The organism is Pseudomonas sp. 1L-B-1-E-C1 (assembly GCF_057291835.1).
Window position 1 is genome coordinate 316243 of the sequence record NZ_JBXAWN010000008.1, and the last position, 26641, is coordinate 342883.

General features: G+C 59.6%; 26 protein-coding genes. 16 read left to right on the plus strand and 10 right to left on the minus strand.

Translation table 11 applies throughout. The features are described from left to right. The first annotated feature begins 7 nt into the window (after positions 1-7). From AC0Z4S_RS16405 to trpE, 7 genes are all read left to right on the plus strand, one after another. Positions 8-1051, plus strand: a complete 1044-nt coding sequence (locus AC0Z4S_RS16405; RefSeq protein ID WP_042610425.1) for an ABC transporter substrate-binding protein — start codon at positions 8-10, stop codon at positions 1049-1051. 182 nt (positions 1052-1233) lie between these two features. Further along, on the plus strand, positions 1234-2481 hold the full coding sequence (locus AC0Z4S_RS16410; protein WP_485623754.1) for an ABC transporter permease: 1248 nt from the start codon (positions 1234-1236) through the stop codon (positions 2479-2481). A gap of 12 nt (positions 2482-2493) precedes the next feature. Further along, entirely contained in the window at positions 2494-3318 is an 825-nt protein-coding gene (locus tag AC0Z4S_RS16415; RefSeq protein WP_016772909.1) for an ABC transporter permease, read from the plus strand. A gap of 213 nt (positions 3319-3531) precedes the next feature. Beyond that, on the plus strand, positions 3532-4680 hold the full coding sequence (locus AC0Z4S_RS16420; RefSeq protein ID WP_485623755.1) for an iron-containing alcohol dehydrogenase: 1149 nt from the start codon (positions 3532-3534) through the stop codon (positions 4678-4680). 114 nt (positions 4681-4794) lie between these two features. Beyond that, a complete protein-coding gene (gene rpe, locus AC0Z4S_RS16425; RefSeq protein ID WP_485623756.1) occupies positions 4795-5469 on the plus strand; it encodes a ribulose-phosphate 3-epimerase in 675 nt (224 codons plus the stop codon). Beyond that, a complete protein-coding gene (locus AC0Z4S_RS16430; RefSeq protein WP_485623757.1) occupies positions 5466-6284 on the plus strand; it encodes a phosphoglycolate phosphatase in 819 nt (272 codons plus the stop codon). Before rpe ends, AC0Z4S_RS16430 begins: the two co-directional genes overlap by 4 nt. 70 nt (positions 6285-6354) lie before the next feature. Then, the gene (gene trpE, locus AC0Z4S_RS16435; protein WP_485623758.1) at positions 6355-7836 is read left to right on the plus strand and encodes an anthranilate synthase component I; all 1482 of its coding nucleotides are present in this window, start codon (positions 6355-6357) and stop codon (positions 7834-7836) included. Between the two features lie 172 nt (positions 7837-8008). On the opposite strand, the gene estP is transcribed toward trpE, so the two are convergent. Beyond that, complete coding sequence (gene estP, locus AC0Z4S_RS16440) at positions 8009-9916, minus strand: esterase EstP (protein ID WP_485623759.1); 1908 nt, start codon at positions 9914-9916, stop codon at positions 8009-8011. A 407-nt stretch (positions 9917-10323) separates the two neighbouring features. Between estP and AC0Z4S_RS16445 the strand changes: the two genes are divergently transcribed. From AC0Z4S_RS16445 to AC0Z4S_RS16460, 4 genes are all read left to right on the plus strand, one after another. Further along, positions 10324-10917: an aminodeoxychorismate/anthranilate synthase component II gene (locus tag AC0Z4S_RS16445; protein WP_042610431.1), complete on the plus strand. Its 594-nt coding sequence runs from the start codon at positions 10324-10326 to the stop codon at positions 10915-10917. A 9-nt stretch (positions 10918-10926) separates the two neighbouring features. Next, entirely contained in the window at positions 10927-11976 is a 1050-nt protein-coding gene (trpD, locus tag AC0Z4S_RS16450; protein WP_485623760.1) for an anthranilate phosphoribosyltransferase, read from the plus strand. Beyond that, the gene (gene trpC / locus AC0Z4S_RS16455) at positions 11973-12812 is read left to right on the plus strand and encodes an indole-3-glycerol phosphate synthase TrpC (protein ID WP_485623761.1); all 840 of its coding nucleotides are present in this window, start codon (positions 11973-11975) and stop codon (positions 12810-12812) included. The genes trpD and trpC overlap by 4 nt, the downstream gene beginning before the upstream one ends. A gap of 125 nt (positions 12813-12937) precedes the next feature. Beyond that, entirely contained in the window at positions 12938-13639 is a 702-nt protein-coding gene (locus AC0Z4S_RS16460; RefSeq protein WP_485623762.1) for a lipoate--protein ligase family protein, read from the plus strand. A 9-nt stretch (positions 13640-13648) separates the two neighbouring features. Here the strand turns inward: AC0Z4S_RS16460 and crp are convergent, their stop codons facing one another. Further along, a complete protein-coding gene (crp, locus tag AC0Z4S_RS16465) occupies positions 13649-14293 on the minus strand; it encodes a cAMP-activated global transcriptional regulator CRP (protein ID WP_042610435.1) in 645 nt (214 codons plus the stop codon). A 235-nt stretch (positions 14294-14528) separates the two neighbouring features. Between crp and AC0Z4S_RS16470 the strand changes: the two genes are divergently transcribed. Together AC0Z4S_RS16470 and speD are read left to right on the plus strand one after the other, a co-directional pair. Further along, positions 14529-14951, plus strand: coding sequence for an OsmC family protein (locus AC0Z4S_RS16470; RefSeq protein ID WP_016772921.1), 423 nt, complete (start codon positions 14529-14531; stop codon positions 14949-14951). A 237-nt stretch (positions 14952-15188) separates the two neighbouring features. Then, positions 15189-15983: an adenosylmethionine decarboxylase gene (gene speD / locus AC0Z4S_RS16475; RefSeq protein ID WP_024014530.1), complete on the plus strand. Its 795-nt coding sequence runs from the start codon at positions 15189-15191 to the stop codon at positions 15981-15983. Positions 15984-16101: 118 nt separating this feature from the next. Here speD and coq7 read toward each other — a convergent pair whose 3' ends face one another. The 6 genes from coq7 to hemJ form a co-directional block, all read right to left on the minus strand. After that, a complete protein-coding gene (gene coq7 / locus AC0Z4S_RS16480) occupies positions 16102-16749 on the minus strand; it encodes a 2-polyprenyl-3-methyl-6-methoxy-1,4-benzoquinone monooxygenase (protein WP_485623763.1) in 648 nt (215 codons plus the stop codon). A gap of 194 nt (positions 16750-16943) precedes the next feature. Further along, the gene (locus AC0Z4S_RS16485; protein ID WP_017128660.1) at positions 16944-17282 is read right to left on the minus strand and encodes a histidine triad nucleotide-binding protein; all 339 of its coding nucleotides are present in this window, start codon (positions 17280-17282) and stop codon (positions 16944-16946) included. Between the two features lie 80 nt (positions 17283-17362). After that, positions 17363-18151, minus strand: a complete 789-nt coding sequence (locus AC0Z4S_RS16490; RefSeq protein WP_253496331.1) for an SDR family NAD(P)-dependent oxidoreductase — start codon at positions 18149-18151, stop codon at positions 17363-17365. Between the two features lie 61 nt (positions 18152-18212). Beyond that, the gene (locus AC0Z4S_RS16495) at positions 18213-19160 is read right to left on the minus strand and encodes a DUF805 domain-containing protein (RefSeq protein WP_485623764.1); all 948 of its coding nucleotides are present in this window, start codon (positions 19158-19160) and stop codon (positions 18213-18215) included. 66 nt (positions 19161-19226) lie between these two features. Further along, the gene (locus AC0Z4S_RS16500) at positions 19227-20195 is read right to left on the minus strand and encodes an NAD(P)H-dependent flavin oxidoreductase (protein WP_485623765.1); all 969 of its coding nucleotides are present in this window, start codon (positions 20193-20195) and stop codon (positions 19227-19229) included. A gap of 33 nt (positions 20196-20228) precedes the next feature. Continuing rightward, positions 20229-20657, minus strand: coding sequence for a protoporphyrinogen oxidase HemJ (gene hemJ, locus AC0Z4S_RS16505; protein ID WP_253496320.1), 429 nt, complete (start codon positions 20655-20657; stop codon positions 20229-20231). Between the two features lie 134 nt (positions 20658-20791). Here hemJ and argC point away from each other — a divergent pair, with 134 nt between their 5' ends. Beyond that, the gene (gene argC, locus AC0Z4S_RS16510) at positions 20792-21826 is read left to right on the plus strand and encodes an N-acetyl-gamma-glutamyl-phosphate reductase (protein WP_042610443.1); all 1035 of its coding nucleotides are present in this window, start codon (positions 20792-20794) and stop codon (positions 21824-21826) included. A gap of 147 nt (positions 21827-21973) precedes the next feature. After that, complete coding sequence (gene erpA, locus AC0Z4S_RS16515) at positions 21974-22324, plus strand: iron-sulfur cluster insertion protein ErpA (RefSeq protein ID WP_007918905.1); 351 nt, start codon at positions 21974-21976, stop codon at positions 22322-22324. Positions 22325-22393: 69 nt separating this feature from the next. On the opposite strand, the gene AC0Z4S_RS16520 is transcribed toward erpA, so the two are convergent. Beyond that, on the minus strand, positions 22394-23485 hold the full coding sequence (locus AC0Z4S_RS16520) for an anhydro-N-acetylmuramic acid kinase (protein WP_485623766.1): 1092 nt from the start codon (positions 23483-23485) through the stop codon (positions 22394-22396). 2 nt (positions 23486-23487) lie between these two features. Further along, positions 23488-24921, minus strand: a complete 1434-nt coding sequence (locus AC0Z4S_RS16525) for a peptidoglycan DD-metalloendopeptidase family protein (protein WP_485623774.1) — start codon at positions 24919-24921, stop codon at positions 23488-23490. 212 nt (positions 24922-25133) lie between these two features. Between AC0Z4S_RS16525 and tyrS the strand changes: the two genes are divergently transcribed. Next, positions 25134-26333 (plus strand): tyrosine--tRNA ligase, encoded by a 1200-nt coding sequence (tyrS, locus tag AC0Z4S_RS16530; RefSeq protein WP_485623767.1) that lies wholly within the window; start codon positions 25134-25136, stop codon positions 26331-26333. Positions 26334-26641 lie beyond the last annotated feature (308 nt).

The window sequence follows — 26641 nt, forward strand, 5'->3', positions numbered from 1 at the left end:
ACAATAAATGTTGAGATCCCTGAAGTTCACCGCCCTGACTCTGGGCCTGATGGGTGCGACCGGCGCAATGGCTGCCGGCCCGGACTTGACCGTGGTGTCGTTTGGCGGGGCGAACAAGGCGGCGCAAGTCAAAGCCTTCTATGCACCGTGGGAAGCGGCAGGCAACGGCAAGATCGTTGCCGGCGAATACAACGGCGAAATGGCCAAGGTCAAAGCCATGGTCGACACCAAGAGCGTGTCCTGGGACCTGGTGGAAGTTGAATCGCCAGAGCTGTCCCGTGGTTGCGACGAAGACATGTTCGAGCAACTCGACCCGGCGCTGTTCGGCAAGAGCGAAGACTACGTCAAAGGCGCGATTCAGCCGTGTGGCGTGGGCTTCTTCGTTTGGTCGACCGTATTGGCGTACAACGCTGACAAGCTGAAAACCGCACCGACCAGCTGGGCAGATTTCTGGGACACCAAGAAATTCCCGGGCAAGCGTGGCCTGCGCAAAGGCGCCAAGTACACCCTTGAGTTCGCGCTGATGGCCGATGGTGTAGCGCCGAAAGACGTCTACAAGGAACTGGCGAGCAAGGGCGGTCAGGATCGCGCCTTCAAAAAGCTTGATGAACTCAAGCCAAGCATCCAGTGGTGGGAAGCCGGCGCGCAACCGCCGCAGTACCTCGCTTCCGGTGACGTGGTGATGAGCTCGGCCTACAACGGTCGCATCGCGGCGGTGCAGAAAGAATCCAACCTGAAAGTGGTGTGGAACGGCGGCATCTACGACTTCGATGCCTGGGCCATCCCGAAAGGTCTGGACGCCAAACGTGCCGAAGCTGCGAAGAAGTTCATCGCCTTCTCGGTACAGCCGCAGCAGCAGAAGACCTACTCGGAAAACATCGCCTACGGTCCGGCCAACACCCAGGCCGTGCCGCTGCTGGCCAAGGATGTCCTGAAAGACATGCCGACCACCCCGGAAAACATCGCCAACCAGGTGCAGATCGACGTCAGCTTCTGGGCTGACAACGGCGAGCAACTGGAACAGCGCTTCAATTCCTGGGCCGCCAAATAACCTGAGGGGTCGCCCTCCTGTGGGAGCGAGCTTGCTCGCGAAAGCGCCAGTACATTCAACATTGATGTCAACTGACACGCCGCCTTCGCGAGCAAGCTCGCTCCCACATTTGGATCTGTGTGCATCAATCGATCGAGGTGGTTCGCCACCTCTGTAACGATCAAAGATTTGCGGAGTACGTCATGGCCATCGCCGTTCCCCTGAACGAGGGCGCCAGCCCCACCTTGAAGCAGAAGCTCAAGCGCGCCGAGCGGGTCAACCGCTGGAAGGCCCAGGCGCTGATTGCGCCGCTGGTGCTGTTTCTGCTGCTGGTGTTTCTGGTGCCGATCGTGGCGCTACTCTATAAAAGCGTCGGCAATCCGGAAGTGGTTGGCGGCATGCCGCGCACTGTCACTGCCATCGCGGGTTGGGACGGCCGTGGTCTGCCCGCCGAGCCGGTGTACAAGGCGGCCAGCGAAGACCTCGCCGAAGCCCGCAAAAACCAGACGCTGGGCGATCTGTCCAAGCGCTTGAACATGGAATTGGCCGGCTATCGCAGCCTGCTGACCAAAACCGCCCGGGCGCTGCCGTTCGCCAGCGAACCGGCCTCTTATAAAGAAGCGCTGGAAAGCCTCGACGAGCGTTGGGGGGATCCGGCCTACTGGCAAGCGGTGAAACGCAACACCAGCAGCATCACTCCCTATTACCTGCTGGCGGCGGTCGATCACCGCATCGACGACCTCGGCGAACTTGCCCCGGCCACTCCGGATCAGGCGATCTACCTCGACATCTTCGCCCGTACCTTCTGGATGGGCCTGGTCATCACCGTGATCTGCCTGTTGCTCGCGTATCCACTGGCCTACCTGTTGGCGAACCTGCCATCGCGGCAGAGCAACCTGCTGATGATTCTGGTGCTGCTGCCGTTCTGGACCTCGATCCTGGTGCGCGTCGCCGCGTGGATCGTGCTCCTGCAATCGGGCGGCCTGATCAATAGCGGTCTAATGGCCATGGGCATCATCGATAAACCTCTGGAACTGGTGTTCAACCGCACCGGCGTGTACATCTCGATGGTGCACATCCTGCTGCCGTTCATGATTCTGCCGATCTACAGCGTGATGAAAGGCATTTCGCCGACCTACATGCGCGCGGCGATTTCTCTCGGCTGTCATCCGTTCGCCAGTTTCTGGCGCGTGTACTTCCCGCAGACCTATGCCGGTGTCGGCGCGGGCTGCCTGCTGGTGTTCATCCTCGCCATCGGCTACTACATCACCCCGGCGCTGCTCGGTAGCCCGAACGACCAAATGGTCAGCTACTTCGTCGCGTTCTACACCAACACCAGCATCAACTGGGGCATGGCCACCGCGCTCGGCGGTCTGCTGTTGCTGGCGACCGTGGTGCTTTATCTGATCTACAGCTGGCTGGTCGGCGCCAGTCGCCTGCGCCTGAGCTAAGGAGAATTTGCGATGCTGAGTCCTTATATGTCGCCCATCGAACGGGTGTGGTTCTACAGCCTGCGGATCCTCTGCGGCCTGATTCTGTTGTTCCTGATCCTGCCGGTGCTGGTGATCATTCCGCTGTCGTTCAACTCGGGAAGTTTCCTGGTCTATCCGCTGCAGGGCTTCTCGCTGCAGTGGTACCACGACTTCTTCGCCTCGGCGGAATGGATGCGTGCGCTGAAGAACAGCATCATCGTCGCCCCGGCCGCGACGGTGCTGGCGATGATCTTCGGCACCCTGGCGGCGATCGGCCTGACCCGCGGCGACTTTCCCGGCAAATCGCTGGTGATGGCACTGGTGATTTCGCCGATGGTGGTTCCGGTGGTGATTATCGGCGTGGCGAGTTATCTGTTCTTCGCGCCGCTGGGCCTGGGCAACAGCTTTTTCTCACTGATCGTGGTGCACGCGGTGCTCGGTGTGCCATTTGTGATCATCACCGTGTCGGCGACGCTGCAGGGCTTCAATCACAATCTGGTGCGCGCGGCGGCGAGTCTCGGTGCATCGCCATTGACCGCGTTCCGTCGGGTGACCTTGCCGCTGATCGCGCCCGGGGTGATTTCCGGGGCGCTGTTTGCGTTTGCGACTTCGTTTGATGAGGTGGTGGTGACGTTGTTTCTTGCCGGGCCTGAGCAGGCGACATTGCCTCGGCAGATGTTCAGCGGGATTCGCGAGAACCTGAGTCCGACGATTGCGGCTGCGGCGACGTTGCTGATTGCCTTCTCTGTGATCTTGTTGCTGACCCTGGAATGGCTGCGTGGGCGTAGCGAGAAACTGCGTACTGCGCAAGTCTGACACCAGCCCTCCTGCAGGAACCGAATCGTCCTCTGTAGGAGCTGCCGAAGGCTGCGATCTTTTGATTTTGCTTTTAGATCAAGATCAAAAGATCGCAGCCTTCGGCAGCTCCTACAGATTATCCGTTGGTCATTCATGACCTGAATAGCAGACAACCCCAAATCCCCAGCTAATCTTGTGCCCAGCTCCCATATCTATAAGAGGCTGCGCACCATGAGTCTGTCCCAGTTCAAAATCGCTCACAAACTGATCACCGGCGCCGCAGCCATCGAACAACTGGCCGCCGAGCTCACCCGTCTGGATATCGACAACCCGCTGATCGTCACCGACGCCGCGCTGGTCAAGTCCGGCACCGTTCAGCTGGCGCTGGTACAACTCGGCGGGCGCGAGTACGAGATTTTCGACCGGGTGCTGCCCGACCCGGAAATCGCCATCGTTGAAGACTGCATGCGTGCCTACCGTGAGGGCGGGCATGACGGTTTGATCGGCCTCGGCGGTGGCAGCGCCATCGACATCGCCAAGAGCGTCGCCGCCTACGCCGGTTATCACGGTGCGCTGGAAGACCTGTTCGGTGTCGATCAGGTGCCGCGCAAGGGCCCGCCGCTGATCGCCATTCCCACCACCGCCGGCACTGGCTCTGAAGTCACCAACGTGGCGATCCTCTCGGACAAGGTTGCGCAGTTGAAGAAAGGCATCGTCAGCGACTATCTGCTGCCGGACGTGGCGCTGGTCAGTCCGCAAATGACCCTGACCTGTCCGCGCAGCGTCACCGCCGCCAGTGGCGTCGATGCGCTGGTGCACGCCATCGAATCCTATCTGTCGGTCAATGCCTCGCCGATCACCGACTCCCTCGCCATCGGCGCAATCAAGCTCATCGCCAGCGCATTGCCCAAGGCCTACGCCAACGGCGCCAACCTGCAAGCGCGCGAAGACATGGCCACCGCCAGCCTGATGGCCGGCATGGCGTTCGGCAATGCCGGGGTCGGTGCGGTGCATGCGCTGGCGTACCCGCTGGGCGGGCGTTTCAATATTGCCCACGGCGTCAGCAACGCCTTGCTGCTGCCCTATGTGATGACCTGGAACAAAATGGCCTGCGTCGAACGCATGCAGGATATTGCCGAAGCCATGGGCGTGAAGACCGCGCATCTGAGCGCCAGCGAAGCCGCGGACAAAGCCGTGCAGGCCATGAGCGACTTGTGCGCGGCGGTGGAAATTCCAGCCGGGCTGCGCAGTTTCGGTGTACCGGAAGAAGCAATTCCGGCCATGGCCGTGGAGGCCGCCGGCATCGAGCGCCTGATGCGCAACAACCCACGTAAACTCAGCGCCGCCGACATCGAGAAGATCTATCGCGCGGCCTACTGAGTTGCGGTCGCTTGGGGCTCATGGCGCAACCCAATCATCGCGGTCCCGGTGCGCGCGTGGAAACTTGAGGTATACAATGCGCGCCATCGTGATTTAGCTCAGCACAGGTGCGTCATGCAGCCCTTCGTAATTGCTCCGTCGATCCTCTCCGCCGACTTCGCCCGCCTCGGCGAGGAAGTGGACAACGTTCTCGCCGCCGGCGCCGACTTCGTCCATTTCGACGTCATGGACAACCACTACGTGCCGAACCTGACGATCGGCCCGATGGTGTGTGCAGCACTGCGCAAGTACGGCATCACCGCGCCGATCGACGCGCACCTGATGGTCAGCCCGGTGGACCGCATCGTTGGCGACTTCATCGAGGCCGGCGCGACCTACATCACCTTCCACCCGGAAGCCACGCTGCACGTTGATCGCTCGCTGCAACTGATCCGTGAAGGCGGCTGCAAATCCGGCCTGGTGTTCAACCCCGCGACTCCGCTGGACGTGCTCAAGTACGTGATCGACAAGGTCGACATGGTCCTGCTGATGAGCGTCAACCCGGGCTTCGGCGGGCAGAAGTTCATTCCCGGCACCCTCGACAAACTGCGAGAGGCGCGGGCGATCATCGACGCTTCGGGGCGCGATATCCGCCTGGAAATCGACGGCGGCGTCAACGTCAACAACATCCGCGAAATCGCCACCGCTGGCGCTGACACCTTTGTCGCCGGCTCGGCCATTTTCAACGCGCCGAACTATCAGGAAGTCATCGACAAGATGCGTTCCGAACTGGCTCTGGCGCGCCCATGAGCGGTTTTGAGCAGCTGTTCCCGGGGCAACTGCCACGGTTGGTGATGTTCGATCTGGATGGCACGCTGATCGATTCGGTTCCCGACCTGGCAGCGGCGGTGGACACCATGCTGCTCTCCCTCGGCCGTCCGCCGGCGGGCATCGAAGCGGTGCGCGAATGGGTCGGCAACGGCGCGCCGGTGCTGGTACGTCGGGCCTTGGCGGGTGGCATCGAGCATTCGGCGGTGGATGACGCCGAAGCCGAGCGCGCATTGGAAGTTTTCATGGAGGCGTACGGCGCCAGCCATGAGCTGACCGTGGTCTATCCCGGTGTGCGCGACACGCTCAAGTGGCTGCACAAGCAAGGCGTGGCCATGGCGCTGATTACCAACAAGCCGGAGCGCTTCGTCGCGCCGCTGCTCGATCAGATGAAAATCGGCCGCTACTTCAAGTGGATCATCGGCGGCGATACCCTGCCGCAGAAGAAACCTGACCCGGCGGCGCTGTTTTTCGTGATGAAAATGGCCAACATTCCGGCCTCGCAATCGTTGTTCGTCGGCGACTCACGCAGCGATGTGCAGGCGGCGAAAGCGGCGGGGGTCAAGTGCGTGGCGCTGAGCTACGGCTACAACCATGGCCGGCCGATTGCCGAGGAATCCCCGGCTCTGGTGATCGACGATTTGCGCAAACTAATTCCCGGTTGCCTGGATCTGGCCGGTGGGATAACGTTGCCCGACGCTGTCCAACCCCCTTCTGGAAACGCCATCGTGGTGGTCACCCGCAAACTCTGGATGAAAGTCATCAAGGCCCTGGCCCGTTGGCGTTGGCGCGCCTGACTGATTCTGGCCGGCCCTGCCGGCGCGTTTGCATACTTGACTGATTGCACCTCACACCACGAGGCACCTTATGATTCGCGAAGAATTCCTGCGTCTGGCCGCTGACGGCTATAACCGCATCCCGCTGGCCTGCGAAACCCTGGCCGACTTCGACACGCCGCTGTCGATCTACCTGAAACTGGCTGACCAACCCAACTCCTACCTGCTCGAATCGGTGCAGGGCGGTGAGAAATGGGGCCGTTATTCGATCATCGGCCTGCCGTGCCGCACCGTGCTGCGCGTGCACGACCATCACGTCAGCATCACCGTGGATGGCGTCGAGACCGAAAGCCACGACGTTGAAGATCCGCTGGCCTTCGTCGAAACCTTCAAGGCGCGCTACAACGTGCCGACCATCGCCGGTCTGCCGCGCTTCAACGGTGGCCTGGTCGGTTACTTCGGATACGACTGCGTGCGCTATGTCGAGAAACGTCTGGGCAAATGCCCGAACCCGGATCCGCTGGGCGTGCCGGACATTCTGCTGATGGTTTCCGATGCCGTCGTGGTGTTCGACAATCTGGCCGGCAAGATGCACGCGATCGTCCTTGCCGACCCGGCCCAGGCCGATGCCTTCGAGCAAGGTCAGGCGCGTTTGCAGGAACTGCTCGAGCAACTGCGTCAGCCGATTACCCCGCGTCGTGGCCTGGATTTCAGCAAACAGCAATCGGCTGATCCGGTGTTCCGTTCCAGTTTCACCCAGGACGATTACGAAAAAGCCGTCGATACCATCAAGGAATACATCCTCGCCGGCGACTGCATGCAGGTCGTTCCGTCGCAGCGCATGTCGATCGACTTCAAGGCTGCGCCGATCGATCTGTACCGCGCTCTGCGTTGCTTCAACCCGACGCCGTATATGTACTTTTTCAACTTCGGCGATTTCCATGTTGTCGGCAGTTCCCCGGAAGTGCTGGTGCGCGTTGAAGACAACCTGATCACCGTGCGCCCGATCGCCGGCACTCGCCCACGCGGCGCGACTGAAGAAGCCGATGTGGCGCTGGAGCAGGATCTGCTCTCGGATGACAAGGAGATCGCTGAGCACTTGATGTTGATCGATCTGGGCCGCAACGACACCGGGCGCGTCTCGGAAATCGGTTCGGTGAAGCTCACCGAGAAAATGGTCATCGAGCGTTATTCCAACGTCATGCACATCGTCTCCAACGTCACCGGCCAGTTGAAGTCGGGCCTCACCGCGATGGACGCCCTGCGGGCGATTCTGCCGGCGGGCACTTTGTCGGGTGCGCCGAAAATTCGCGCGATGGAAATCATCGACGAACTTGAGCCGGTCAAGCGTGGTGTGTACGGCGGCGCGGTCGGTTACTTCGCCTGGAACGGCAACATGGACACCGCGATTGCCATTCGCACGGCGGTGATCAAGAACGGTGAATTGCACGTGCAGGCCGGCGGCGGCATCGTCGCCGACTCGGTGCCGGCGCTGGAATGGGAAGAAACCCTGAACAAACGCCGCGCGATGTTCCGCGCCGTGGCCCTGGCCGAGCAGACCCCGGAAGCCTGAGCCAACACCGAACCCTGTGGGAGCGAGCTTGCTCGCGAAAGCGGCGTTTCAGGCAACATTAATGGCGACTGACATACCCTCTTCGCGAGCAAGCTCGCTCCCACATTCGATTTGTGTGTAGCCTAAAAAAAAGCGGCGCCCCGACAGGCGCCGCTTTTTTTGCATCTACGACTCAGAAATCCAGCACAACCCCGACATTCAGTCCCTGCTGCTTGAAGTCATCATCCTTGCGCAAGGTATAACCGCCACGCAGCGCCAGGTCCGCCGTCAGCTTGTGACTGACCCCCAGACTCAAGCGGTTCAGGTGACTTGCCGGTGTATAGCCTTCAAGGGTGAAGTCATTGGCCGGCAGGGTATTGAGGGCGATGTTGACCTTCTGCACGTCATCTTCGTACTCACGCTCGTGAGCGTATTCGCCATACACCTGGGTTTGCGCGGTGAAGTTGTACTTGCCTTGAATCCCCAGGCCCAAGCGTTTCGAATCGCGGCTCTGGTCATCGAAGGTCAGCGCGGTGGCGCGGTTGCTCTTTTCCGAGTAACCGTCGACATCGACACTGGCGTAATCGGCGCTGACAAATGGCGACAGATGCCATTGGCTGCCCGCTTGCGCAATGTCATAACCGAGGCGCGTGCTGAACGCCCACAGACTGCCGTCGGTATCGCCTTTCTCCGCGCCCTCGCTGGCGCCGAGGTCGAACTTGCGCTTGAGGTTGTCGTAGTCGAGTTTGCCGCCGGTCAGCGCGGCATCGGCCCACCAGCGATTCTGCTGGAACTGGGCGAACGCGGTGGCCATGTAGCTGTTGAGTTTGTAGTCGGAGTCGTTGTGGCCGGCCTCGAGATTCTGCCGGTACAAACCGGCCGCCACGCCCACGCGCCAGGCTTCGTTAAGGCGATAGCTGCCGCCGAGGTTGAGGTTGTAACCGCTGCCATCGGCACTGGCGCCGCTGCTCTGGCTATCGACATCCAGATGCTGTCCGCCCGCCGCGACGATAGCGCGCCATTGGCCGACCGCTTGCCAGTTTTCCCAATCCGCCTGCCACTGGTTACGCAATTCATCCTGATGCGCACGCACGGTGCCGTGGGCCATTTCCGGCAGCAGGCTCAATTCCCATGGTGCTGCCAGCAGGGAGTAGGCGTAATCGGCGATCAGTTTCTGCCCGGATTCGGTCGGGTGCACGCCATCGTTGTAGATCAGCTTGGTCGGATCCGGCGTGGCACTGTTGATACCGTAGCGGGCGTTTTCCGGGCAGCCGCTGCCGCTGAAGCAGGTCGCGGTGAGGTTCTGGTCGGTGGCCAGACCAAAGCGTCCCGGGTCGGCGAAGACTTCCGAGAGCAGCACCGGGATATTCAGCGGAATGACTTCGGCGTTGATGCCTTGCAGGCGCGTCACCAACTGGCTGTTGAACTGGTTGGCGAGGGTGCTGCTGAATGCTTGCAGCGGTGTGCCATTGAGCGCCGGGGTCAGGCCCACGTCGGGCAGTAGCCAGACCATCACGTATTTGGCGCCGGCGGTCTGCAGTGTCTGCACGCTGTCGGCCAGCCGATCGGCTGCGGCGTTGGCCTGCGGCAGGCTGAGAATGCGGCCCTGGAGGAAATCGTTGCCGCCACCGGAAATGTAATACAGCGCATTCGGGTCGGCGCGAAAGCCGTTCGACGGCAGGTACCCGGCACGGGTGCGTTCGCCGGTGGCCGATTGGGTCGTGATCGAGTCGAGAATCTGGTCAGTGCGATAGCCGCCGACCGCCCAGTTGTTGCCGTCGGGCTGGCCGTTTTCCGCACGCACCGCTGAGCTGGAAGAGGCTGTCTGGTCGGGCGAAAAGCCCAGGCGGCCGCCGAGCAACTGGGTGGAATTCAATGAATACACTTCGCCGCTGCCATCCTGAAACACTGGCCCGGTGCGGTTGGTGTAGCGCTCGGTGGACCCCGCCGGGCCGCCGGTGTCGGCGAAGGTGCCGGCATCGTTGAGGCTGTCGCCGAACACAATGAAACTGGAATAAGGATTGGGCGCTGCATTGGCCTGGGCGCAGGCGAGTGCGAGCAAGCAGCTGGCCAGCGGTACAAACAACGTCTGTCTGATCATGAGCAAGTCCGTTTATTTATTGTTGTAGGTGAACGAAACGACAGTACCAAAAACTTTCGGCATTTTGCCATCGGTCGCGAATCCTTCTGCCGTTTTATGACCCGCAGGCCCCGCCATATTGCACGCTCCGCCCAGCTAAGTTACTGTGCCGGAACGTATGAACGAGACCTCCCCCGTGTTGATCACCAGCAAACTTCTGGATCAAGTCATCAAGGCACACGCCCGCTGGCGTTGGCGCGCCTGAATCTTCTCCGCCGGCCCCGCCGGATCTGTATCGCTTTGCCTTCCTTGTCTGTCTGAAATGCCGCTGTGCTGGCGCCCTCTGCGCGTCCGACATCGCGCAACGCCCTGCGGACAAGTCATCTGAAGGCTGTCATCAAGTCAGAATTCAAGAGGTTCGAAACGCCATGTTGCTGATGATCGACAACTACGACTCCTTTACCTACAACGTTGTGCAATACCTCGGCGAGCTGGGTGCCGAGGTCAAAGTGGTGCGCAACGACGAACTGACCATCGCCGAAATCGAAGCGCTGAATCCCGAGCGCATCGTGGTTTCCCCCGGACCTTGCACGCCCACCGAGGCGGGCGTTTCCATCGACGCGATCAAGCACTTTGCCGGCAAACTGCCGATCCTCGGCGTCTGCCTCGGCCACCAGTCCATCGGCCAGGCCTTCGGCGGTGATGTGGTGCGTGCCCGCCAGGTCATGCACGGTAAGACTAGCCCGGTATTCCACGAGGACAAGGGCGTGTTTGCCGGCCTCAATCATCCGCTCACCGTTACCCGCTATCACTCGCTGATCGTCAAGCACGAGAGCCTGCCCGATTGCCTGGAGCTGACCGCGTGGACCCAGCACGACGACGGCTCGGTTGACGAGATCATGGGCCTGCGTCACAAGACCCTGAACATCGAAGGCGTACAGTTCCACCCCGAGTCGATCCTCACCGAGCAGGGTCATGAACTGTTTGCCAATTTCCTCAAACAAACCGGCGGCACGCGCTAAGGACTTCCCATGAATATCAAGACAGCCCTGAGCCGTATCGTCGACCACCTCGACCTCAGCACCGATGAAATGCGCGATGTGATGCGCGAGATCATGACCGGCCAGTGCACCGAAGCGCAGATCGGCGCGTTCATGATGGCCATGCGCATGAAGAGCGAAAGCATCGACGAGATCGTCGGCGCCGTGTCGGTGATGCGTGAGCTGGCCGATCAGGTCGAGCTGAAAACCGTCGACGGCGTGGTCGATGTGGTCGGTACCGGCGGTGACGGTGCGAACATTTTCAACGTGTCGACCGCCTCTTCTTTTGTTGTTGCCGCGGCCGGTTGCACCGTGGCCAAGCACGGCAACCGCGCAGTGTCCGGCAAGAGCGGCAGCGCCGACCTGCTGGAAGCCGCCGGCATCTACCTGAACCTGACTCCAGTGCAAGTTGCGCGCTGCATCGACAACGTCGGCATCGGTTTCATGTTTGCCCAGACCCATCACAAAGCGATGAAGTATGCCGCCGGCCCGCGCCGCGAACTCGGCCTGCGCACGCTGTTCAACATGCTCGGCCCGCTTACGAATCCGGCCGGTGTGAAGCATCAAGTGGTGGGCGTATTCACTCAGGCGCTGTGCCGGCCATTGGCCGAAGTCTTGCAGCGACTCGGCAGCAAGCATGTGCTGGTGGTGCATTCGAAGGACGGTCTGGATGAATTCAGCCTCGCCGCGCCGACCTTTGTCGCCGAACTGAAAAACAACGAAATCACTGAGTATTGGGTCGAACCGGAAGATCTCGGCATGAAGAGCCAGAGCCTGCACGGCCTGTCGGTCGAAGGCCCGGAAGCGTCGCTGGCGCTGATTCGCGATGCCCTCGGCAAGCGCAAAACCGAAAACGGCCAGAAAGCGGCCGAGATGATTGTGCTCAATGCCGGTGCGGCGCTGTATGCCGCCGACCTGGCAAGCAGTCTGAAACAAGGTGTGGAGCTGGCGCATGACGCGCTGCACACCGGCCTCGCTCGGGAAAAGCTCGAGGAGCTGGGTGCCTTTACCGCGGTATTCAAAGTGGAGAATGAAGGATGAGTGTACCGACGGTTCTGGAAAACATTCTGGCGCGCAAGGTTGAGGAAGTCGCCGAGCGCAGCGCTCGGGTCAGCCTGAGCGAGCTGGAAAGTCTGGCCAAGGCGGCCGATGCACCCCGGGGTTTTGCTCAGGCATTGCTGGCGCAAGCGAAGAAGAAGCAACCGGCCGTAATTGCCGAAATCAAGAAGGCCTCACCGAGCAAAGGCGTGATCCGCGAAGACTTCGTGCCGGCCGACATCGCCAAGAGCTACGAAAAGGGCGGGGCGACTTGCCTGTCGGTGCTGACCGACATCGATTACTTCCAGGGCGCCGATGCGTATCTGCAACAGGCGCGCGCTGCGTGCAAGCTGCCGGTGATCCGCAAGGACTTCATGATCGACCCGTACCAGATCGTTGAAGCCCGAGCACTGGGCGCCGATTGCGTGCTGCTGATCGTCTCCGCACTGGACGACGTGAAAATGGCCGAGCTGGCCGCCGTAGCCAAAAGCGTCGGTCTCGACGTGCTGGTGGAAGTGCACGACGGTGACGAACTGGAGCGCGCGCTGAAGACCTTGGACACGCCGCTGGTCGGGGTCAACAACCGCAACCTGCACACCTTTGACGTCAGCCTGGAAACCACCCTCGATCTGCTGCCGCGCATTCCGCGCGATCGCCTGGTGATCACCGAGAGCGGCATCCTCAATCGCGCCGACGTCGAGCTGATGGAAATCAGCGATGTTTATTCGTTCCTGGTCGGCGAAGCGTTCATGCGCGCGGAAAATCCTGGCGTTGAATTGCAACGCCTGTTCTTCCCGGAGCGCGGCGGTCCGGTAGTAAGCGGTTCGACCCTCGACTGACCGACTCTCCCTCATTCGCGAGCAGGCTCGCTCCCACAGGGAAATGCATTCCAGTGTGGGAGCGAGCCTGCTCGCGAAGAGGCCCTGAATTCCGCTAAAGAGATCCAATCTGCCGGAGCCCCCCCATGTCGCTGCCAACCCCGCTGACCATCGAATCCGGCCTGCAAGCCGAACAGGACTTGCTGGCCTCGGTCTGCGCCGGCGACGCCGAATTCGGCCTGCTGTTCTGGCAACCCACCGACCGCGCGCTAGTCATGCCGCGCCGCCTCAACCGTCTCGCGCAATTCGACCACGCCTGCGCAGTCTCCGCTGCCGCTGGCTGGCCGGTGCTGCTGCGAGAAACCGGCGGCGAGCCGGTGCCGCAATCCGCTGCAACCATCAACATTGCTCTGGTCTATGCCCCGCCTCGCAGCGAAGGCGACTTGAACCGCATCGAAACCGGCTACCGCCGCTTGTGCGATCCGATCTGTCAGTTGCTGGAAGAATTGGGTGGCACCTCGTCGGTGGGCGAAATCGACGGTGCATTCTGCGATGGCCGCTTCAACGTCAATCTCGACGGCCGCAAGATGGTCGGCACCGCTCAGCGCTGGCGTCAGAGTCAGGGCGGACAACGTCCGGTTGGCTTGGTGCACGGTGCGATGCTGATGGATGACGAACGCGAGTCAATGGTCGCCGCGGTCAATCGCTTCAATGAAGCCTGCGGCCTGGAGCAGCGGGTGAGGGCGCAAAGCCACATCGCCCTGCATGAGAAATTCAACGCGCCACAAGCATTGGCGCGTCTCGATGAACTGTTTCGTTTGATGCTGGCGCAGATCTACAGCGCCTGATTGACAGGCTTAGCGAGTCCCGAAGACCACCATGGTCTTGCCCTTCACGTCGACCAGGTTGCGTTCTTCAAGATCCTTGAGCACGCGGCCGACCATCTCTCGCGAACAACCGACGATCCGACCGATTTCCTGGCGGGTGACTTTGATCTGCATGCCATCCGGGTGCGTCATGGCGTCCGGCTGTTTGCACAGTTCCAGCAGGCAACGGGCGACTCGGCCGGTGACGTCAAAAAACGCCAGGTCGCCGACTTTGCGCGTGGTGTTGCGCAGGCGTTGTGCGATTTGTCCGCTGAGTGCGTAAAGAATGTCTGGGTCCTGCTGCGACAGTTCGCGAAACTTGGCGTAGCTGATTTCCGCGGTTTCGCATTCGACCTTGGCCCGCACCCAGGCGCTGCGTTCCTGTTCGTGGCCGGCTTGTTCGAACAGGCCCAGTTCGCCGAAAAAATCCCCGGCGTTCAGGTAGGCGATGATCATCTCGCGACCATCGTCGTCTTCGATGAGGATGGTGACCGAGCCCTTGATGATGAAGTACAGCGTGTCCGAGCGATCGCCGGCGCAGATGATGTTGCTCTTGGCCGCATGACGACGGCGCTGGCAATGCATCAGCAGTTTGTCGATGTTCTTGATTTTGGGTGTGGGGGTAATAGCAACCATGGTTGTATCCCGAAAAGACTGCACGGTGATGTTTGAGTTTTTATGAGGCGCTGAAGGCGGTCGCTACAGGGCTGACGAATTGGCGCCAGCGAATTGGCGCCAGCTTACCAGACACTTCGTCGAAAATTCGAGAAATTACCTACAGCCAGAAATCATCTGTCCTAGGACGTCGTTCCTGCCCAGACAAAGTGCTGTGCTAAGCTGGCGACCCTTTTTTTACAGTGGAGTCTGGGCGATGAAGGCACGCATCCAATGGGCTGGCGAAGCCATGTTCCTCGGCGAATCCGGTAGCGGTCATGTCGTGGTGATGGACGGCCCGCCGGACGCCGGTGGTCGTAACCTCGGGGTTCGCCCGATGGAAATGCTTTTGCTGGGTGTCGGCGGTTGCAGCAACTTCGACGTGGTCAGCATCCTGAAGAAGTCGCGACAGGCCGTGGAAAGCTGCGAAGCCTTCCTCGACGCCGAGCGTGCGACCGAAGATCCCAAGGTCTTCACCAAGATCCACATGCATTTCGTGGTCAAGGGCCGGGGCCTGAAGGAAGCCCAGGTCAAACGCGCCATCGAGCTGTCTGCGGAGAAGTATTGCTCGGCGTCGATCATGCTCGGCGCGGCTGGCGTGGCGATCACCCACGATTATGAAATCGTTGAACTCGGCTGAACCGACATTCAACTATCATAAAAGCAATGCAGACTCTGGCGATCCCCCGCTGACGTCTGCATAATGCGCCACTTTTTTCAGGGCAGTGATCGGTCAGCCGACAGGTCATCCGCCTGAACAGATAACCAAAATCGCCATCGCGAAGAGGTGTTAACCGTCCTACGCAGGTGCGTCGTTCGCACTTGACGGGCATGCTTGATCACGCGGCCGCGCCGCATACATAGAGAGTTTTTAACGGTGAAAAGCAAACTCAAGCTCCACGGGTTCAATAACCTGACAAAGACCTTGAGCTTCAACATCTATGACATCTGCTACGCGGAAACCCCGCAAGACCAGCAGGCTTACGTCGAGTACATCAATCAAGAGTACAACGCGAAACGCCTGACGCAGATTCTCACAGAAGTTGTCGAGATCATTGGTGCCAACATCCTGAACATTGCCAGTCAGGACTATGAACCCCAGGGCGCCAGCGTCACGATTCTGATTTCGGAAGAGCCGGTAACCCCGACTGACAGCCAGATCGAAGAGTCGCCGGGCCCGTTGCCCGAAATCATTCTGGCCCACCTCGACAAGAGCCACATCACGGTGCACACCTATCCGGAAATCCATCCGGACGATGGTATTGCGACCTTCCGTGTGGATATCGACGTGTCGACCTGTGGTGTCATTTCACCGCTCAAAGCGCTCAACTTCCTCATTCACCAGTTCGATTCGGACATCGTGACCGTGGATTATCGTGTGCGCGGCTTCACCCGTGACGTTGAAGGCAACAAGCACTTCATCGACCACGAGATCAACTCGATCCAGAACTACCTGTCCGAAGACACCCGCGACGCGTACCAGATGACCGACGTGAATGTGTACCAGGAAAACCTGTTCCACACCAAGATGCTGCTGAAGAACTTCGAACTGGACAACTACCTGTTCGGCGACGCCACCAGCAACCTTTCGCCCGAGCAACGTGCCCAGGTGACCGACCGTGTGAAACACGAAATGCTGGAAATCTTCTACGCGCGCAACATGCCGACCTAAGATTCCCGGACACAAAAAAGGCGACTCCCTCACGGCAGTCGCCTTTTTTATTGCTGGAATACGGAGCCCTGTAGGAGTGAGCCTGCTCGCGATGAGGCCATCAGCATCGATCCAGATCTTAAATCCGGTAGGTACTCTTGGTCATCACTTTCGCCAACAGACTCATCCCGAACTTCACCGGCGCCGGAAAACGAAACCCGCCTGCATCCAGCGCGCTTTCCGCATGATGTTCTTCGTCTATGCGCATCTGCTCAAGAATTGCCCGGGATTTCTCGTCCTCGGCCGGCAATTGCTCCAGATGCTCATTCAGGTGCTTGCACACCTGATGCTCGGTCGCCGCAACGAAACCAAGACTGACCTTGTCGCTGATCAACCCGGCCACCGCACCAATGCCGAACGACATGCCATAAAACAGTGGATTCAGGACGCTGGTATGACTGCCCAACTGATGGATGCGTTGCTCGCACCAGACCAGATGATCGATCTCTTCTTCAGCCGCGTGCTCCATGGCTTCACGTACCTGCGGCAGCTTGGCTGTCAACGCCTGTCCTTGGTACAGCGCCTGAGCACAGACCTCACCGGTGTGGTTGATGCGCATCAGGCCGGCGACGTGGCGGGTGTCTTCATCGCTCATCTGCCTGTCCGGCTGCAAAATCGCCGGCGATGGACGGTACGGCTGGCCACTGAAGGGCAACAGCGTGCGCATCGCGGCATCGGCTTGCAGCAGCAGACGGTCTATGGGCGAGTAGTGACGTTGGGTAGTCATGCTGACCTCCGGGAAGAATCTCGGCGGCCAGTTTAACCGAATCGGCCGGCGAGGGTTTGCGCTGGGTCATTGGCTGCTGATTCTGCTCTTCGTGGGAGCGAGCCTGCTCGCGAAAGCGGATTATCGGATACTGAAGTGTTGAATGTATCGACGCCTTCGCGAGCAGGCTCGCTCCCACAGTCGGTTGTCGCCAATCAGCCCGGCGGCCAGTTCATCTGACGCTGCCCCAGCACATGCATATGAATGTGATAGACAGTCTGCCCGCCGAGTTCATTGCAGTTCATCACCACGCGGAAACCTTCCTCGCAGCCCAGTTCCAGCGCCAGACGTTGCGCGGTGAACAGGATATGCCCGGCCAGCGCCTTGTCATCTTCGGTCAGGTCATTGAGCGTGCGCACCGGTTTCTTCGGGATCACCAGAAAGTGCACCGGAGCCTGTGGGGCGATGTCGTGGAAGGCCAGAACCTGGTCGTCCTCGTAAATGATCTTTGCCGGGATTTCCCGGTTGATGATCTTGGTGAACAGAGTATCCACTGCTGTTTTCTCCGTTGTTTGGGCTGGTCTGAGTGTACTCATGAGCAAAGATCGCTGCTCAGTGATTTTCGTAGGACGGTTCAACGGGGGCAGTAGGCCTTGTTAACCATGCCGACAATCGTCCGGTTGAGCCAGCGCGAACCCAGTCGCGGCAGGAACGCCAGCCAGCGGTTGCGTCGTCCCGGAATGATGATCGCGCGGTTTTTATCCAGCGCTCGCACGGCGTGCAGCGCGACCTCTTCCGGGCTCATCATCGAATCGCTGCTGTCGATTTTTTCGCTGTTCAATTGCGCGGTGCGGAAAAACGCCGTGCGGGTCGGGCCGGGGCACAGTACCGAGACTTTCACGCCGCTCTGTTTGAGCTCAACGCGCAACGCTTCGGAAAAGTGCAGCACGTAGGCTTTGCTGGCGTAGTAAGTGCTCATCCACGGACCAGGGCTGTAGGCGGCCACCGAGGCGACGTTCAGAATATGCCCGCCACCCAAAAGCGCCATGCTGTTACCCACCGCATGACAGAGGCGGGTGAGAGCGAGGATATTCACTTCGATCAAATCCTGCTCGGTCATCCAGTCCTGCGCGAGGAACGGGCCACATGTACCGATACCGGCACAATTGACCAGCAGGTCGATCTGTCGGTCGCCTTCTTCCAGCTCCAGCAAAAAGCCGGACAGACGCAACGGTTCGCCAAGGTCGCAGGCACGAAACAACACTTCGACATCAAAGCGCTGGGTCAGCTCGATGGCGATACTTTCCAGCTGATCACGCTGTCGTGCCACCAGAATCAGGCTGCGGCCACGCCGGGCCAGCGCTTCGGCCATGGCCAGGCCGATGCCGCTGGAGGCGCCGGTGATCAGAGCGTAACGGGTCATGCAGTTCTCCATCGCAACAGCTCCGCGCCGGCGACGCGGTTGTCACGGCGGGGAGCGCTGTTCATTCTTTTGCAGAGTCTACAGGGGCCTGCGCAGGTTCGGCGGCCTCGTCGGCGGAAATCGCTGGCGGTTCGACGACCTCAACTTCGTCGGCGGTCACCGAGCCGCTGTCAAAGCTGCTTTCCAGATTGCTTTCATATTCGTCCTGCACAGCCGAGAAGCCGCCAAGCAGACCTGCGGCAAAAATCAGCGCGAAGAACACGAGCCACAATGAGCACAGCACTTTGACCGCCGTGCTGTTAGGCGGTGGCGGCGGGCCGTAGCGGTTGGCGCCGGCATTGCCAGGAACAACCATGATCACCAGCGGGAAAAAGCTGCCCACGAACGGCACCAGATTCAACAGCCACAGCCAGCCCGACCAGCCGATATCGTGCAGGCGCTGAACGCTGAACACAATGCTGACGATCATGAAGCCAATAAACAGGAAGACCGCCAGTATCCCGCCGAAAATCAGGCCGGTTGTCGAGTCGCCGCTGACCAGTCCCAACGCAATCAAGGCGAACACGCCGACAATGGGCAGGGTCACCAGAGTCAAGACCATGGTCCAGGCCAGAAAACGCAGACGGCCGATCCGGCCTTCGACACTGAATGGCTTGAGCGTGGCGAATGGCGGCAGAGCTTCACCGACATTTGCGCGCGGTGGGGCGTACGGCGACTCCGGCTCGGGCGCCGGGACAGGGTTATCGTGAACCTCCGCCAGATTCAGCTCGATGGAAGTTTCCGCTTCGATCCGCGCATCGATCCCGGTTTTGTTCAATGCCTGCAGATACGTCTGGGCATCGCTGTGGGACAGATCACGTTTGAGGGCGACGGTGCGGCCACTGAACAGGCGCTCGATGGCGGCCACATCGCTTTTGAACAGATCCGCCAGATTCAGTTTGGCGGTGGTGAGGTCGACGCCGGGCTGCAGCGCGCCGTCGAAGACGATCTTGTAACGGGGTTCGCTCATGGCCGAGGCATCCTTGTCGCGATTAATTTGGCAGCCAGTCTGATTAGGACTGGCCAGGTATATCTCTCAGCGCGGCCAGCGTTGTGGCAGCTGTGCAGCGCGCGTTTGGGCTTGACGATATTCGGCGTCGAGCCGTGCAATCAGTTGATCCACGTTCGGCAGATCGTCAATCTGGCCAACACCCTGGCCCGCCGACCACACGGTCTTCCAGGCTTTGGCCTCATCATTGATCGGCTTGAGCTTGTCGCCGAAATTCACTTCGCCCTTGCCTTGTAGCGCTGCCATGTCGAAACCGGCTGCCTCCAGGCTCTGGCGCATGAAGCTGGCCGGCACTCCCGACACCGCTGGAGTATGAATGATGTCCGCCGCCTTGGCTGTCAGCAGCATGTCTTTGTAAGCGTCAGGCGCGTGACTTTCGGTGGTGCCGATAAAGCGCGTACCGAAGTAGGCCAAATCCGCGCCGAGCAACTGTGCGGCGAGAATCTCATGGCCGTGGTTCAAACATCCTGCAAGCAACAACGTTTTGTCGAAGAACTGACGAATCTCGGCGATCAGCGCAAATGGACTCCAGGTGCCGGCATGCCCGCCGGCGCCGGCCGCGACGGCAATCAGCCCGTCGACACCGGCTTCAGCGGCTTTCTCGGCATGGCGCCGCGTGGTCACGTCGTGAAACACCAGACCGCCATAGCTGTGCACCGCGTCGACCAGTTCCTTCACCGCGCCGAGGCTGGTGATAACGATCGGCACCTTATGCTCCACGCAGATGTCCAGATCCGCCTGCAGGCGCGGATTGCTGTGGTGAACAATCAGGTTTACGGCATAAGGGGCCGGATTATCCAGCGTCGTCAGGCCCGCCTCGATCTGTTCCAGCCAAGCCTTGAAGCCGCTGCTTTCGCGTTGGTTCAGCGCCGGAAAGCTGCCGACCACACCATTGCGGCAGCAGGCCAGCACCAGTTCCGGATTGGAGATCAGGAACATCGGTGCCGCCACCACGGGCAGACGCAGACGTTGTTCGAGCAAAGCGGGCAGCGACATTGTGAACACCCCGAAGATTTTTATTGATTGAAGTTAGAACGGCTTGACCACGACCAGAATTACGATAGCCAGCAATAGCAGAACCGGCACTTCATTGAACCAGCGATAAAAGACATGGCTGCGGGTGTTTTCGCCACGGGCGAAGCGTTTTACTTGCGCGCCGCACATGTGGTGGTAGCCGATCAGCACTACGACCAGGGTCAGTTTGGCGTGGATCCAGCCGCCCTGGCTGAAAAGTGTCGGGTTGAGATAGATCAGCCAGCCACCGAAGATCAGCGTGGCGATCATCGCCGGGCCCATGATGCCGCGATACAGCTTGCGCTCCATGACGCTGAAGCGTTCTTTGCTGATCGTGTCTGCGCTTTGCGCGTGGTAAACGAACAGACGCGGCAAGTAGAACAGCCCGGCAAACCAGCAGACGACACTGACGATGTGAAACGCTTTGAGCCATAGATAGAGCATTTTTGGTTATTCCCTCATTCACGGTAGCCGGATAGTAGAGGCTTGAGCGTCCGCGCGTCACCTTGGCGGTTGTCGCAGGCGCGCGCGGCCCCTATTATCGACGGCTTTCCAGTGGGTTCGTTGAGGGCAGGTTTATGGTCAAGGTCGGTATCGTCGGCGGCACGGGTTACACCGGTGTCGAACTGCTGCGTCTGTTGGCACAGCATCCGCAGGCAGAAGTGGTGGTCATCACTTCCCGATCCGAGGCCGGTCTGGCCGTGGCTGACATGTACCCGAACCTGCGCGGCCACTATGACGGCCTGGCTTTCAGCGTTCCGGACGTGAAAACTCTCGGCGCTTGCGATGTGGTGTTTTTCGCCACGCCGCACGGTGTGGCGCACGCACTGGCAGGCGAACTGCTGGCAGCGGGCACCAAGGTCATTGATCTGTCGGCCGATTTCCGTCTGCAAGACGCTGATGAATGGGCCAAGTGGTACGGCCAGCCGCACGGCGCGCCAGAACTGCTGGACGAAGCTGTCTACGGCTTGCCGGAAGTCAATCGCGAGCAGATCAAGAAAGCGCGCCTGATCGCGGTGCCGGGTTGCTACCCAACCGCTACACAATTGGGATTCCTGCCGTTGCTTGAGGCGGGTCTGGCCGATGCTTCGCGCCTGATCGCCGACTGCAAATCCGGCGTCAGCGGTGCCGGGCGTGGCGCGGCGGTAGGTTCTTTGTACTCCGAGACGTCCGAAAGCATGAAGGCCTACGCGGTAAAAGGTCATCGCCACCTGCCGGAAATCCGCCAGGGCCTGCGCCGCGCGGCGGGCAAAGATGTCGGCCTGACCTTCGTGCCGCACCTGACGCCGATGATTCGCGGTATTCACTCCACGCTCTATGCGACCGTGGTCGATCGCTCGGTGGATCTGCAGGCGCTGTTCGAAAAGCGCTACGCCAACGAACCGTTCGTCGATGTAATGCCAGCCGGCAGCCATCCGGAAACCCGAAGCGTGCGTGGCGCTAACGTATGCCGCATCGCTGTGCATCGTCCGCAGGATGGCGATCTGGTGGTGGTGCTTTCGGTGATCGACAATCTGGTCAAGGGTGCCTCGGGCCAGGCGGTGCAGAACATGAACATCCTGTTCGGACTGGACGAGCGTTTCGGCCTGTCCCACGCCGGCATGCTTCCTTAACGGCAGCCACCGGTAATGAGCCGCAAGCTTGAAGCTCACTGCTTGAAGCTTGCCGCTGCTCCTCTAATAGTTGACCAATTTTCTAGGACAAGCGGATAATGCGCGTCATCACGCATTATGGCGGCGTAACGCCGGGAGATAGTCAGCATGAGCGTCGAATCCTTCACCCCCACGGCTTTGCAATTCACTCAAGGTGCTGCGCACAAGGTGAAGAGCCTGGTCGATGAAGAGGGGAATGATCGCTTGAAGCTGCGCGTATTTGTTACGGGCGGCGGTTGTTCAGGGTTTCAATACGGTTTTACCTTCGATGAAGACGTGGCCGATGACGACACCATCGTCGAGCGCGAAGGCGTAAGCCTGGTGGTCGATCCGATGAGCTTCCAGTATCTGGCCGGTGCCGAGGTGGATTATCAGGAAGGTCTGGAAGGTTCGCGCTTCGTGATCAAGAACCCGAACGCGACAACTACTTGTGGTTGCGGGTCGTCGTTCTCGATCTGATCGCGCTTCACCGCACACAACAAAACGCCGCAGAGCCTTTCGGTTCTGCGGCGTTTTTGTGTCTGAAGATTATGCCGGGTAGATGGCGCCTAGTACGCGCAGACCGCGAGCACCGGTGACGCTTGGCCGGTTGGCGGCAATCCCTTCCAGGCAGCAATGAGCGAGCCACGCGAAGGCCATGGCTTCCACCCAATCCGGATCGACGCCGTGAGTTGAGGTGCTGGCGACCTTAGTGTTCGGCAGTAGATCCGCCAGTCGTTTCATCAGTGTGGCGTTATGTGCGCCGCCGCCACAGACCAGCAGTTCCTGCGTGTTCGATTGGGCACTTTGCAGCGACTCGACGATGGTCAGTGCCGTCAGTTCGAGTAGCGTGGCCTGAACGTCTTCGGCCGCAAAATTCTGCAGGCGCGAGAGATGTTGTTCCAGCCAGGGCAGATTGAACACTTCACGGCCGGTACTCTTCGGGCCTTTGGTCACGAAGAACGGGTCGCTGAGCATTGCTTTGAGCAGGGTTGGCTGAACCGTGCCGGTCGCAGCCCACTGCCCGTCCCGGTCATAGTTTTCGCCGCGTTGCCGGTGAATCCAGGCATCCATCAGCACATTTCCCGGGCCACAGTCGAAACCGGCTACAGGTTTGTTCGGCTCAATCAGGCTGAGATTGCTGAATCCGCCTACATTCAAGACCGCCTGGTTACCGGTACGCTCTTCAAATAAAGCCTCGTGGAAGGCTGGCACCAGAGGCGCGCCCTGGCCACCCGCTGCGACATCGCGGCTGCGGAAATCACTGACGACGGTAATGCCGGTCAGCTCAGTCAGCAGGGCAGGGTTGCCAATCTGCACGGTGAAGCCGCGTGCCGGTTCATGGCGAATGGTCTGACCGTGGCTGCCGATAGCGCGGATGGCGTCGGGTTGGAGCTGTTGCTGAGCGAGGAGGGCGTGAACACCTGAGGCCGCGAGTTCGACCCAGTGTTGCTGGGCAATTGCCGAACGGGCAATCTCGTCGGCACCGCTGGCGCACAAGCCAAGCAGCTCGGCGCGCAGGGAGTCAGGCATTGGCAGGTAGTGGGTGGCGATCAGTTTGATCGCCGAGGTCTGCTCGATCAGGGCGATGTCCAGCCCGTCGAGACTGGTTCCGGACATCACACCGATATACAGAGCCATGCTTAGCGCTTGCTCGAAGCCAGCATCGTGGCCTTTTCTTGATCCATGCGCGCCATCAGTGGTTGGCTCTGCGCGAGGAAGCGCGCGCGTTCGGACTTGGCGATCGGATCGGCCATTGGCAGCTTCTGACCCAGCGGATCGACGTGAACGCCGTTGACCTGGAACTCATAGTGCAAGTGTGGGCCGGTAGAAAGGCCGGTAGTGCCGATATAGCCGATCACCTGTCCTTGCTTGACGGTACCGCCGGTTTTTACACCCTTGGCGAAACCCTGCATGTGGCCATATAGCGTGCGGTAGGTGTTGCCGTGCTGAATGATCACGGTGTTGCCGTAACCACCACGACGGCCGGCCAGCAACACTTTTCCATCACCGGCAGCCTTGATTGGCGTGCCACGGGGCGCGGCATAGTCCACGCCTTTGTGGGCGCGGATCTTGTTGAGAATCGGGTGCTTGCGGCCCATGGAGAACTTCGAGCTGATACGGGCGAAGTCAACCGGTGTCCGGATGAAAGCCTTGCGCATGCTGTTGCCATCGGCGGTGTAATAACTGCTGTTGCCTTGTTTGTTGGTGTAGCGAACGGCGGTGTAGGTCTTGCCGCGGTTGGTGAAACGCGCGGACAGGATCGGGCCGGTGCCGACAGCCTTGCCGTTGATGACTTTCTGCTCGTAGATCACATCGAATTCGTCACCCTGGCGAATGTCCTGTGCAAAGTCGACGTCGTAGCCGAAGACGCTGGCCATATCCATGGTCAGGCTGTGAGAGAGGCCAGCGCGCGCAGCCGACTGCGACAGTGAACTGTTGATGACGCCATGGACGTAGGCAGTGCGAACGGTTGGCTTGGCGGTGACACGGTTGAACGAATAACCCTTGTCGTTCTTGGTCAGGGTGATGGTTTCAACGTCGCTGACCTTGCTGTGCAGGCTGGTCAACTGGCCTTCCGGATTCAGTTCGAATTCGAGTTTCTGACCGCGCTTGAGCTGGCTGAACTGTTTGGCTTGCTTGTCGCTTGCCAGTACTTCGTGCACGGAGGCTGCTGGCAGACCGACTTTTTCAAACAGGGTAGACAGCGTATCGCCCTTGGAAACCACGACCTCGCGGTGACCAGGCTCTTTTGCTTTCTCGGCAGGCGCAACAGGCGCCGGCGCGGTTTCAGCGGTTTGGGCGGTTTGGGCGGCACTTTCGTCGCTGTTTTCAATTTGTGCGAACGGCGAAGCTGCTGGCTCGTTTGTGGCTTGAGCCGCGTCAGCAGCGTCTTGATCTTGTGTCAGTTGTTCAGCAGGACTTTCCAGTTCAAGACTCAGAGTCGTCTTTTTGGCTTCAACATCGCTGGAAGGAAATACCAGCAGCGCCAGGCTGAGAAGGGCGGCGATTCCACTTGCGGCGAGCAGGTGGGTCTTCGGGTAAAGCGGGGGCGCTTTAGACGGTTCTGTGGTCATAGGTAATTTTTGACTTTGAAATAGATGAATTGGAAAAGATGAATGACATGATGAAGATGAAATAACTGTATAAAATATAACCAAATCATCTCTGAAGCAAGTCTGCAGACCTTGGGTCTGTGGATTGGTGTCCGTGCGCCGGGCAAAACTTGTAATTGGTGCGCGTTCTTGTATGGTTGGTTCCCTTTGAATCTGAGCCTTGCGGGTCTGTTATGAAGTCGGTTGAAGAGCAGCTAGCGCTGATTAAACGTGGTGCGGAAGAACTATTGGTCGAGTCCGAGCTGGTCGAGAAGCTCAAGCGCGGTCAACCGCTGCGTATCAAGGCTGGTTTCGATCCGACCGCTCCGGATCTGCATCTGGGTCATACCGTGCTTATCAATAAGCTGCGCCAGTTCCAGGAGCTGGGGCATCAGGTGATCTTCCTTATAGGTGACTTCACCGGGATGATCGGTGATCCGAGCGGCAAGAGTGCTACGCGCCCGCCGTTGACGCGCGAGCAGGTTCTCGAGAATGCCGAGACCTACAAGACTCAGGTCTTCAAAATTCTCGATCCGGTGAAAACCGAAGTTGCCTTCAACTCCACCTGGATGGACAAGATGGGGCCGGCGGATTTCATTCGTCTGACATCCCAATACACTGTCGCTCGCATGCTCGAGCGCGATGACTTCGACAAGCGTTACACCACCAATCAACCAATCGCTATTCACGAGTTCCTCTATCCGCTGGTGCAGGGTTATGACTCTGTCGCGCTGCGCGCGGATGTCGAGCTGGGCGGTACCGATCAGAAATTCAACCTGCTGATGGGGCGCGAATTGCAGCGTGGTTATGGTCAGGAAGCTCAGTGCATTCTGACCATGCCATTGCTGGAAGGTCTGGATGGCGTGAAGAAGATGTCCAAGTCGCTGGGCAACTATGTCGGTATCCAGGAAGCGCCGGGCGTAATGTACGGCAAGCTGGTTTCTATCCCGGATGCGCTGATGTGGCGTTACTTCGAACTGCTCAGCTTTCGCTCGATGGATGAGATCAACGCATTCCGGGCTGACGTTGAAGCTGGCGCGAACCCGCGTGACATCAAGATCAAGCTGGCTGAAGAGATCGTTGCGCGTTTCCATGGTGAAGAAGCGGCGGCAAATGCTCACCGTGGCGCTGGCAACCGCATGAAGGATGGCGAGCTTCCAGATGACTTGCCTGAGATTGAACTGGCTTCGGCAGAAGACATGCCTATCGCAGCCGTTCTTAATAAAGCTGGTCTGGTGAAGAACTCGGCGGCGGCGCGTGATCTGTTGGCAGCGGGCGGGGTGCGTGTTGATGGTGAAGTGGTTGATCGCTCCTTTATATACGTACTGGGCGCGACTCACGTTTGCCAGGCCGGCAAGAAGGCTTTTGCACGTATCACGCTAAAATCTGAATAATGTTGGAATTAGGGGTTGACGGCGAATTTTAGAAGTCTATAATTCGCCCCACTTCCGGCGCAGTCGAAACGGAAAACTCCTTGAGATTCAGAGAGTTACGCAGTTTTCGACAGTGACTTGCTTCAGATCATCGAAGCCTGGGAGGAGTTGAAAGAGTGGTGGTGTTTAGCTCTTTTAACGGTTCGATCTTCTCGGTCGAAAGCGGAGAAAAAGAGGTGTTGACAGCAGCGATTAACGCTGTAGAATTCGCCTCCCGCTAACGAGAGATCGAAAGCGCAAGTGGTTGAAGTTGTTGAAGAATTCTTCGA

Excerpts from the sequence above, each read along its gene's own strand:
- AC0Z4S_RS16445 (WP_042610431.1), top strand. The coding sequence starts at position 10,324 with ATGTTGCTGATGATCGACAACTACGACTCCTTTACCTACAACGTTGTG.
- hemJ (WP_253496320.1), bottom strand. The coding sequence starts at position 20,657 with ATGCTCTATCTATGGCTCAAAGCGTTTCACATCGTCAGTGTCGTCTGC.
- AC0Z4S_RS16495 (WP_485623764.1), bottom strand. The coding sequence starts at position 19,160 with ATGAGCGAACCCCGTTACAAGATCGTCTTCGACGGCGCGCTGCAGCCC.
- argC (WP_042610443.1), top strand. The coding sequence starts at position 20,792 with ATGGTCAAGGTCGGTATCGTCGGCGGCACGGGTTACACCGGTGTCGAA.
- trpE (WP_485623758.1), top strand. The coding sequence starts at position 6,355 with ATGATTCGCGAAGAATTCCTGCGTCTGGCCGCTGACGGCTATAACCGC.
- rpe (WP_485623756.1), top strand. The coding sequence starts at position 4,795 with ATGCAGCCCTTCGTAATTGCTCCGTCGATCCTCTCCGCCGACTTCGCC.
- AC0Z4S_RS16415 (WP_016772909.1), top strand. The coding sequence starts at position 2,494 with ATGCTGAGTCCTTATATGTCGCCCATCGAACGGGTGTGGTTCTACAGC.
- AC0Z4S_RS16490 (WP_253496331.1), bottom strand. The coding sequence starts at position 18,151 with ATGACCCGTTACGCTCTGATCACCGGCGCCTCCAGCGGCATCGGCCTG.
- AC0Z4S_RS16500 (WP_485623765.1), bottom strand. The coding sequence starts at position 20,195 with ATGTCGCTGCCCGCTTTGCTCGAACAACGTCTGCGTCTGCCCGTGGTG.
- erpA (WP_007918905.1), top strand. The coding sequence starts at position 21,974 with ATGAGCGTCGAATCCTTCACCCCCACGGCTTTGCAATTCACTCAAGGT.
- AC0Z4S_RS16470 (WP_016772921.1), top strand. The coding sequence starts at position 14,529 with ATGAAGGCACGCATCCAATGGGCTGGCGAAGCCATGTTCCTCGGCGAA.
- AC0Z4S_RS16525 (WP_485623774.1), bottom strand. The coding sequence starts at position 24,921 with ATGACCACAGAACCGTCTAAAGCGCCCCCGCTTTACCCGAAGACCCAC.
- crp (WP_042610435.1), bottom strand. The coding sequence starts at position 14,293 with ATGGTTGCTATTACCCCCACACCCAAAATCAAGAACATCGACAAACTG.
- AC0Z4S_RS16520 (WP_485623766.1), bottom strand. The coding sequence starts at position 23,485 with ATGGCTCTGTATATCGGTGTGATGTCCGGAACCAGTCTCGACGGGCTG.
- AC0Z4S_RS16420 (WP_485623755.1), top strand. The coding sequence starts at position 3,532 with ATGAGTCTGTCCCAGTTCAAAATCGCTCACAAACTGATCACCGGCGCC.
- AC0Z4S_RS16410 (WP_485623754.1), top strand. The coding sequence starts at position 1,234 with ATGGCCATCGCCGTTCCCCTGAACGAGGGCGCCAGCCCCACCTTGAAG.
- tyrS (WP_485623767.1), top strand. The coding sequence starts at position 25,134 with ATGAAGTCGGTTGAAGAGCAGCTAGCGCTGATTAAACGTGGTGCGGAA.
- trpC (WP_485623761.1), top strand. The coding sequence starts at position 11,973 with ATGAGTGTACCGACGGTTCTGGAAAACATTCTGGCGCGCAAGGTTGAG.
- AC0Z4S_RS16430 (WP_485623757.1), top strand. The coding sequence starts at position 5,466 with ATGAGCGGTTTTGAGCAGCTGTTCCCGGGGCAACTGCCACGGTTGGTG.
- AC0Z4S_RS16405 (WP_042610425.1), top strand. The coding sequence starts at position 8 with ATGTTGAGATCCCTGAAGTTCACCGCCCTGACTCTGGGCCTGATGGGT.
- AC0Z4S_RS16460 (WP_485623762.1), top strand. The coding sequence starts at position 12,938 with ATGTCGCTGCCAACCCCGCTGACCATCGAATCCGGCCTGCAAGCCGAA.
- estP (WP_485623759.1), bottom strand. The coding sequence starts at position 9,916 with ATGATCAGACAGACGTTGTTTGTACCGCTGGCCAGCTGCTTGCTCGCA.
- trpD (WP_485623760.1), top strand. The coding sequence starts at position 10,927 with ATGAATATCAAGACAGCCCTGAGCCGTATCGTCGACCACCTCGACCTC.
- coq7 (WP_485623763.1), bottom strand. The coding sequence starts at position 16,749 with ATGACTACCCAACGTCACTACTCGCCCATAGACCGTCTGCTGCTGCAA.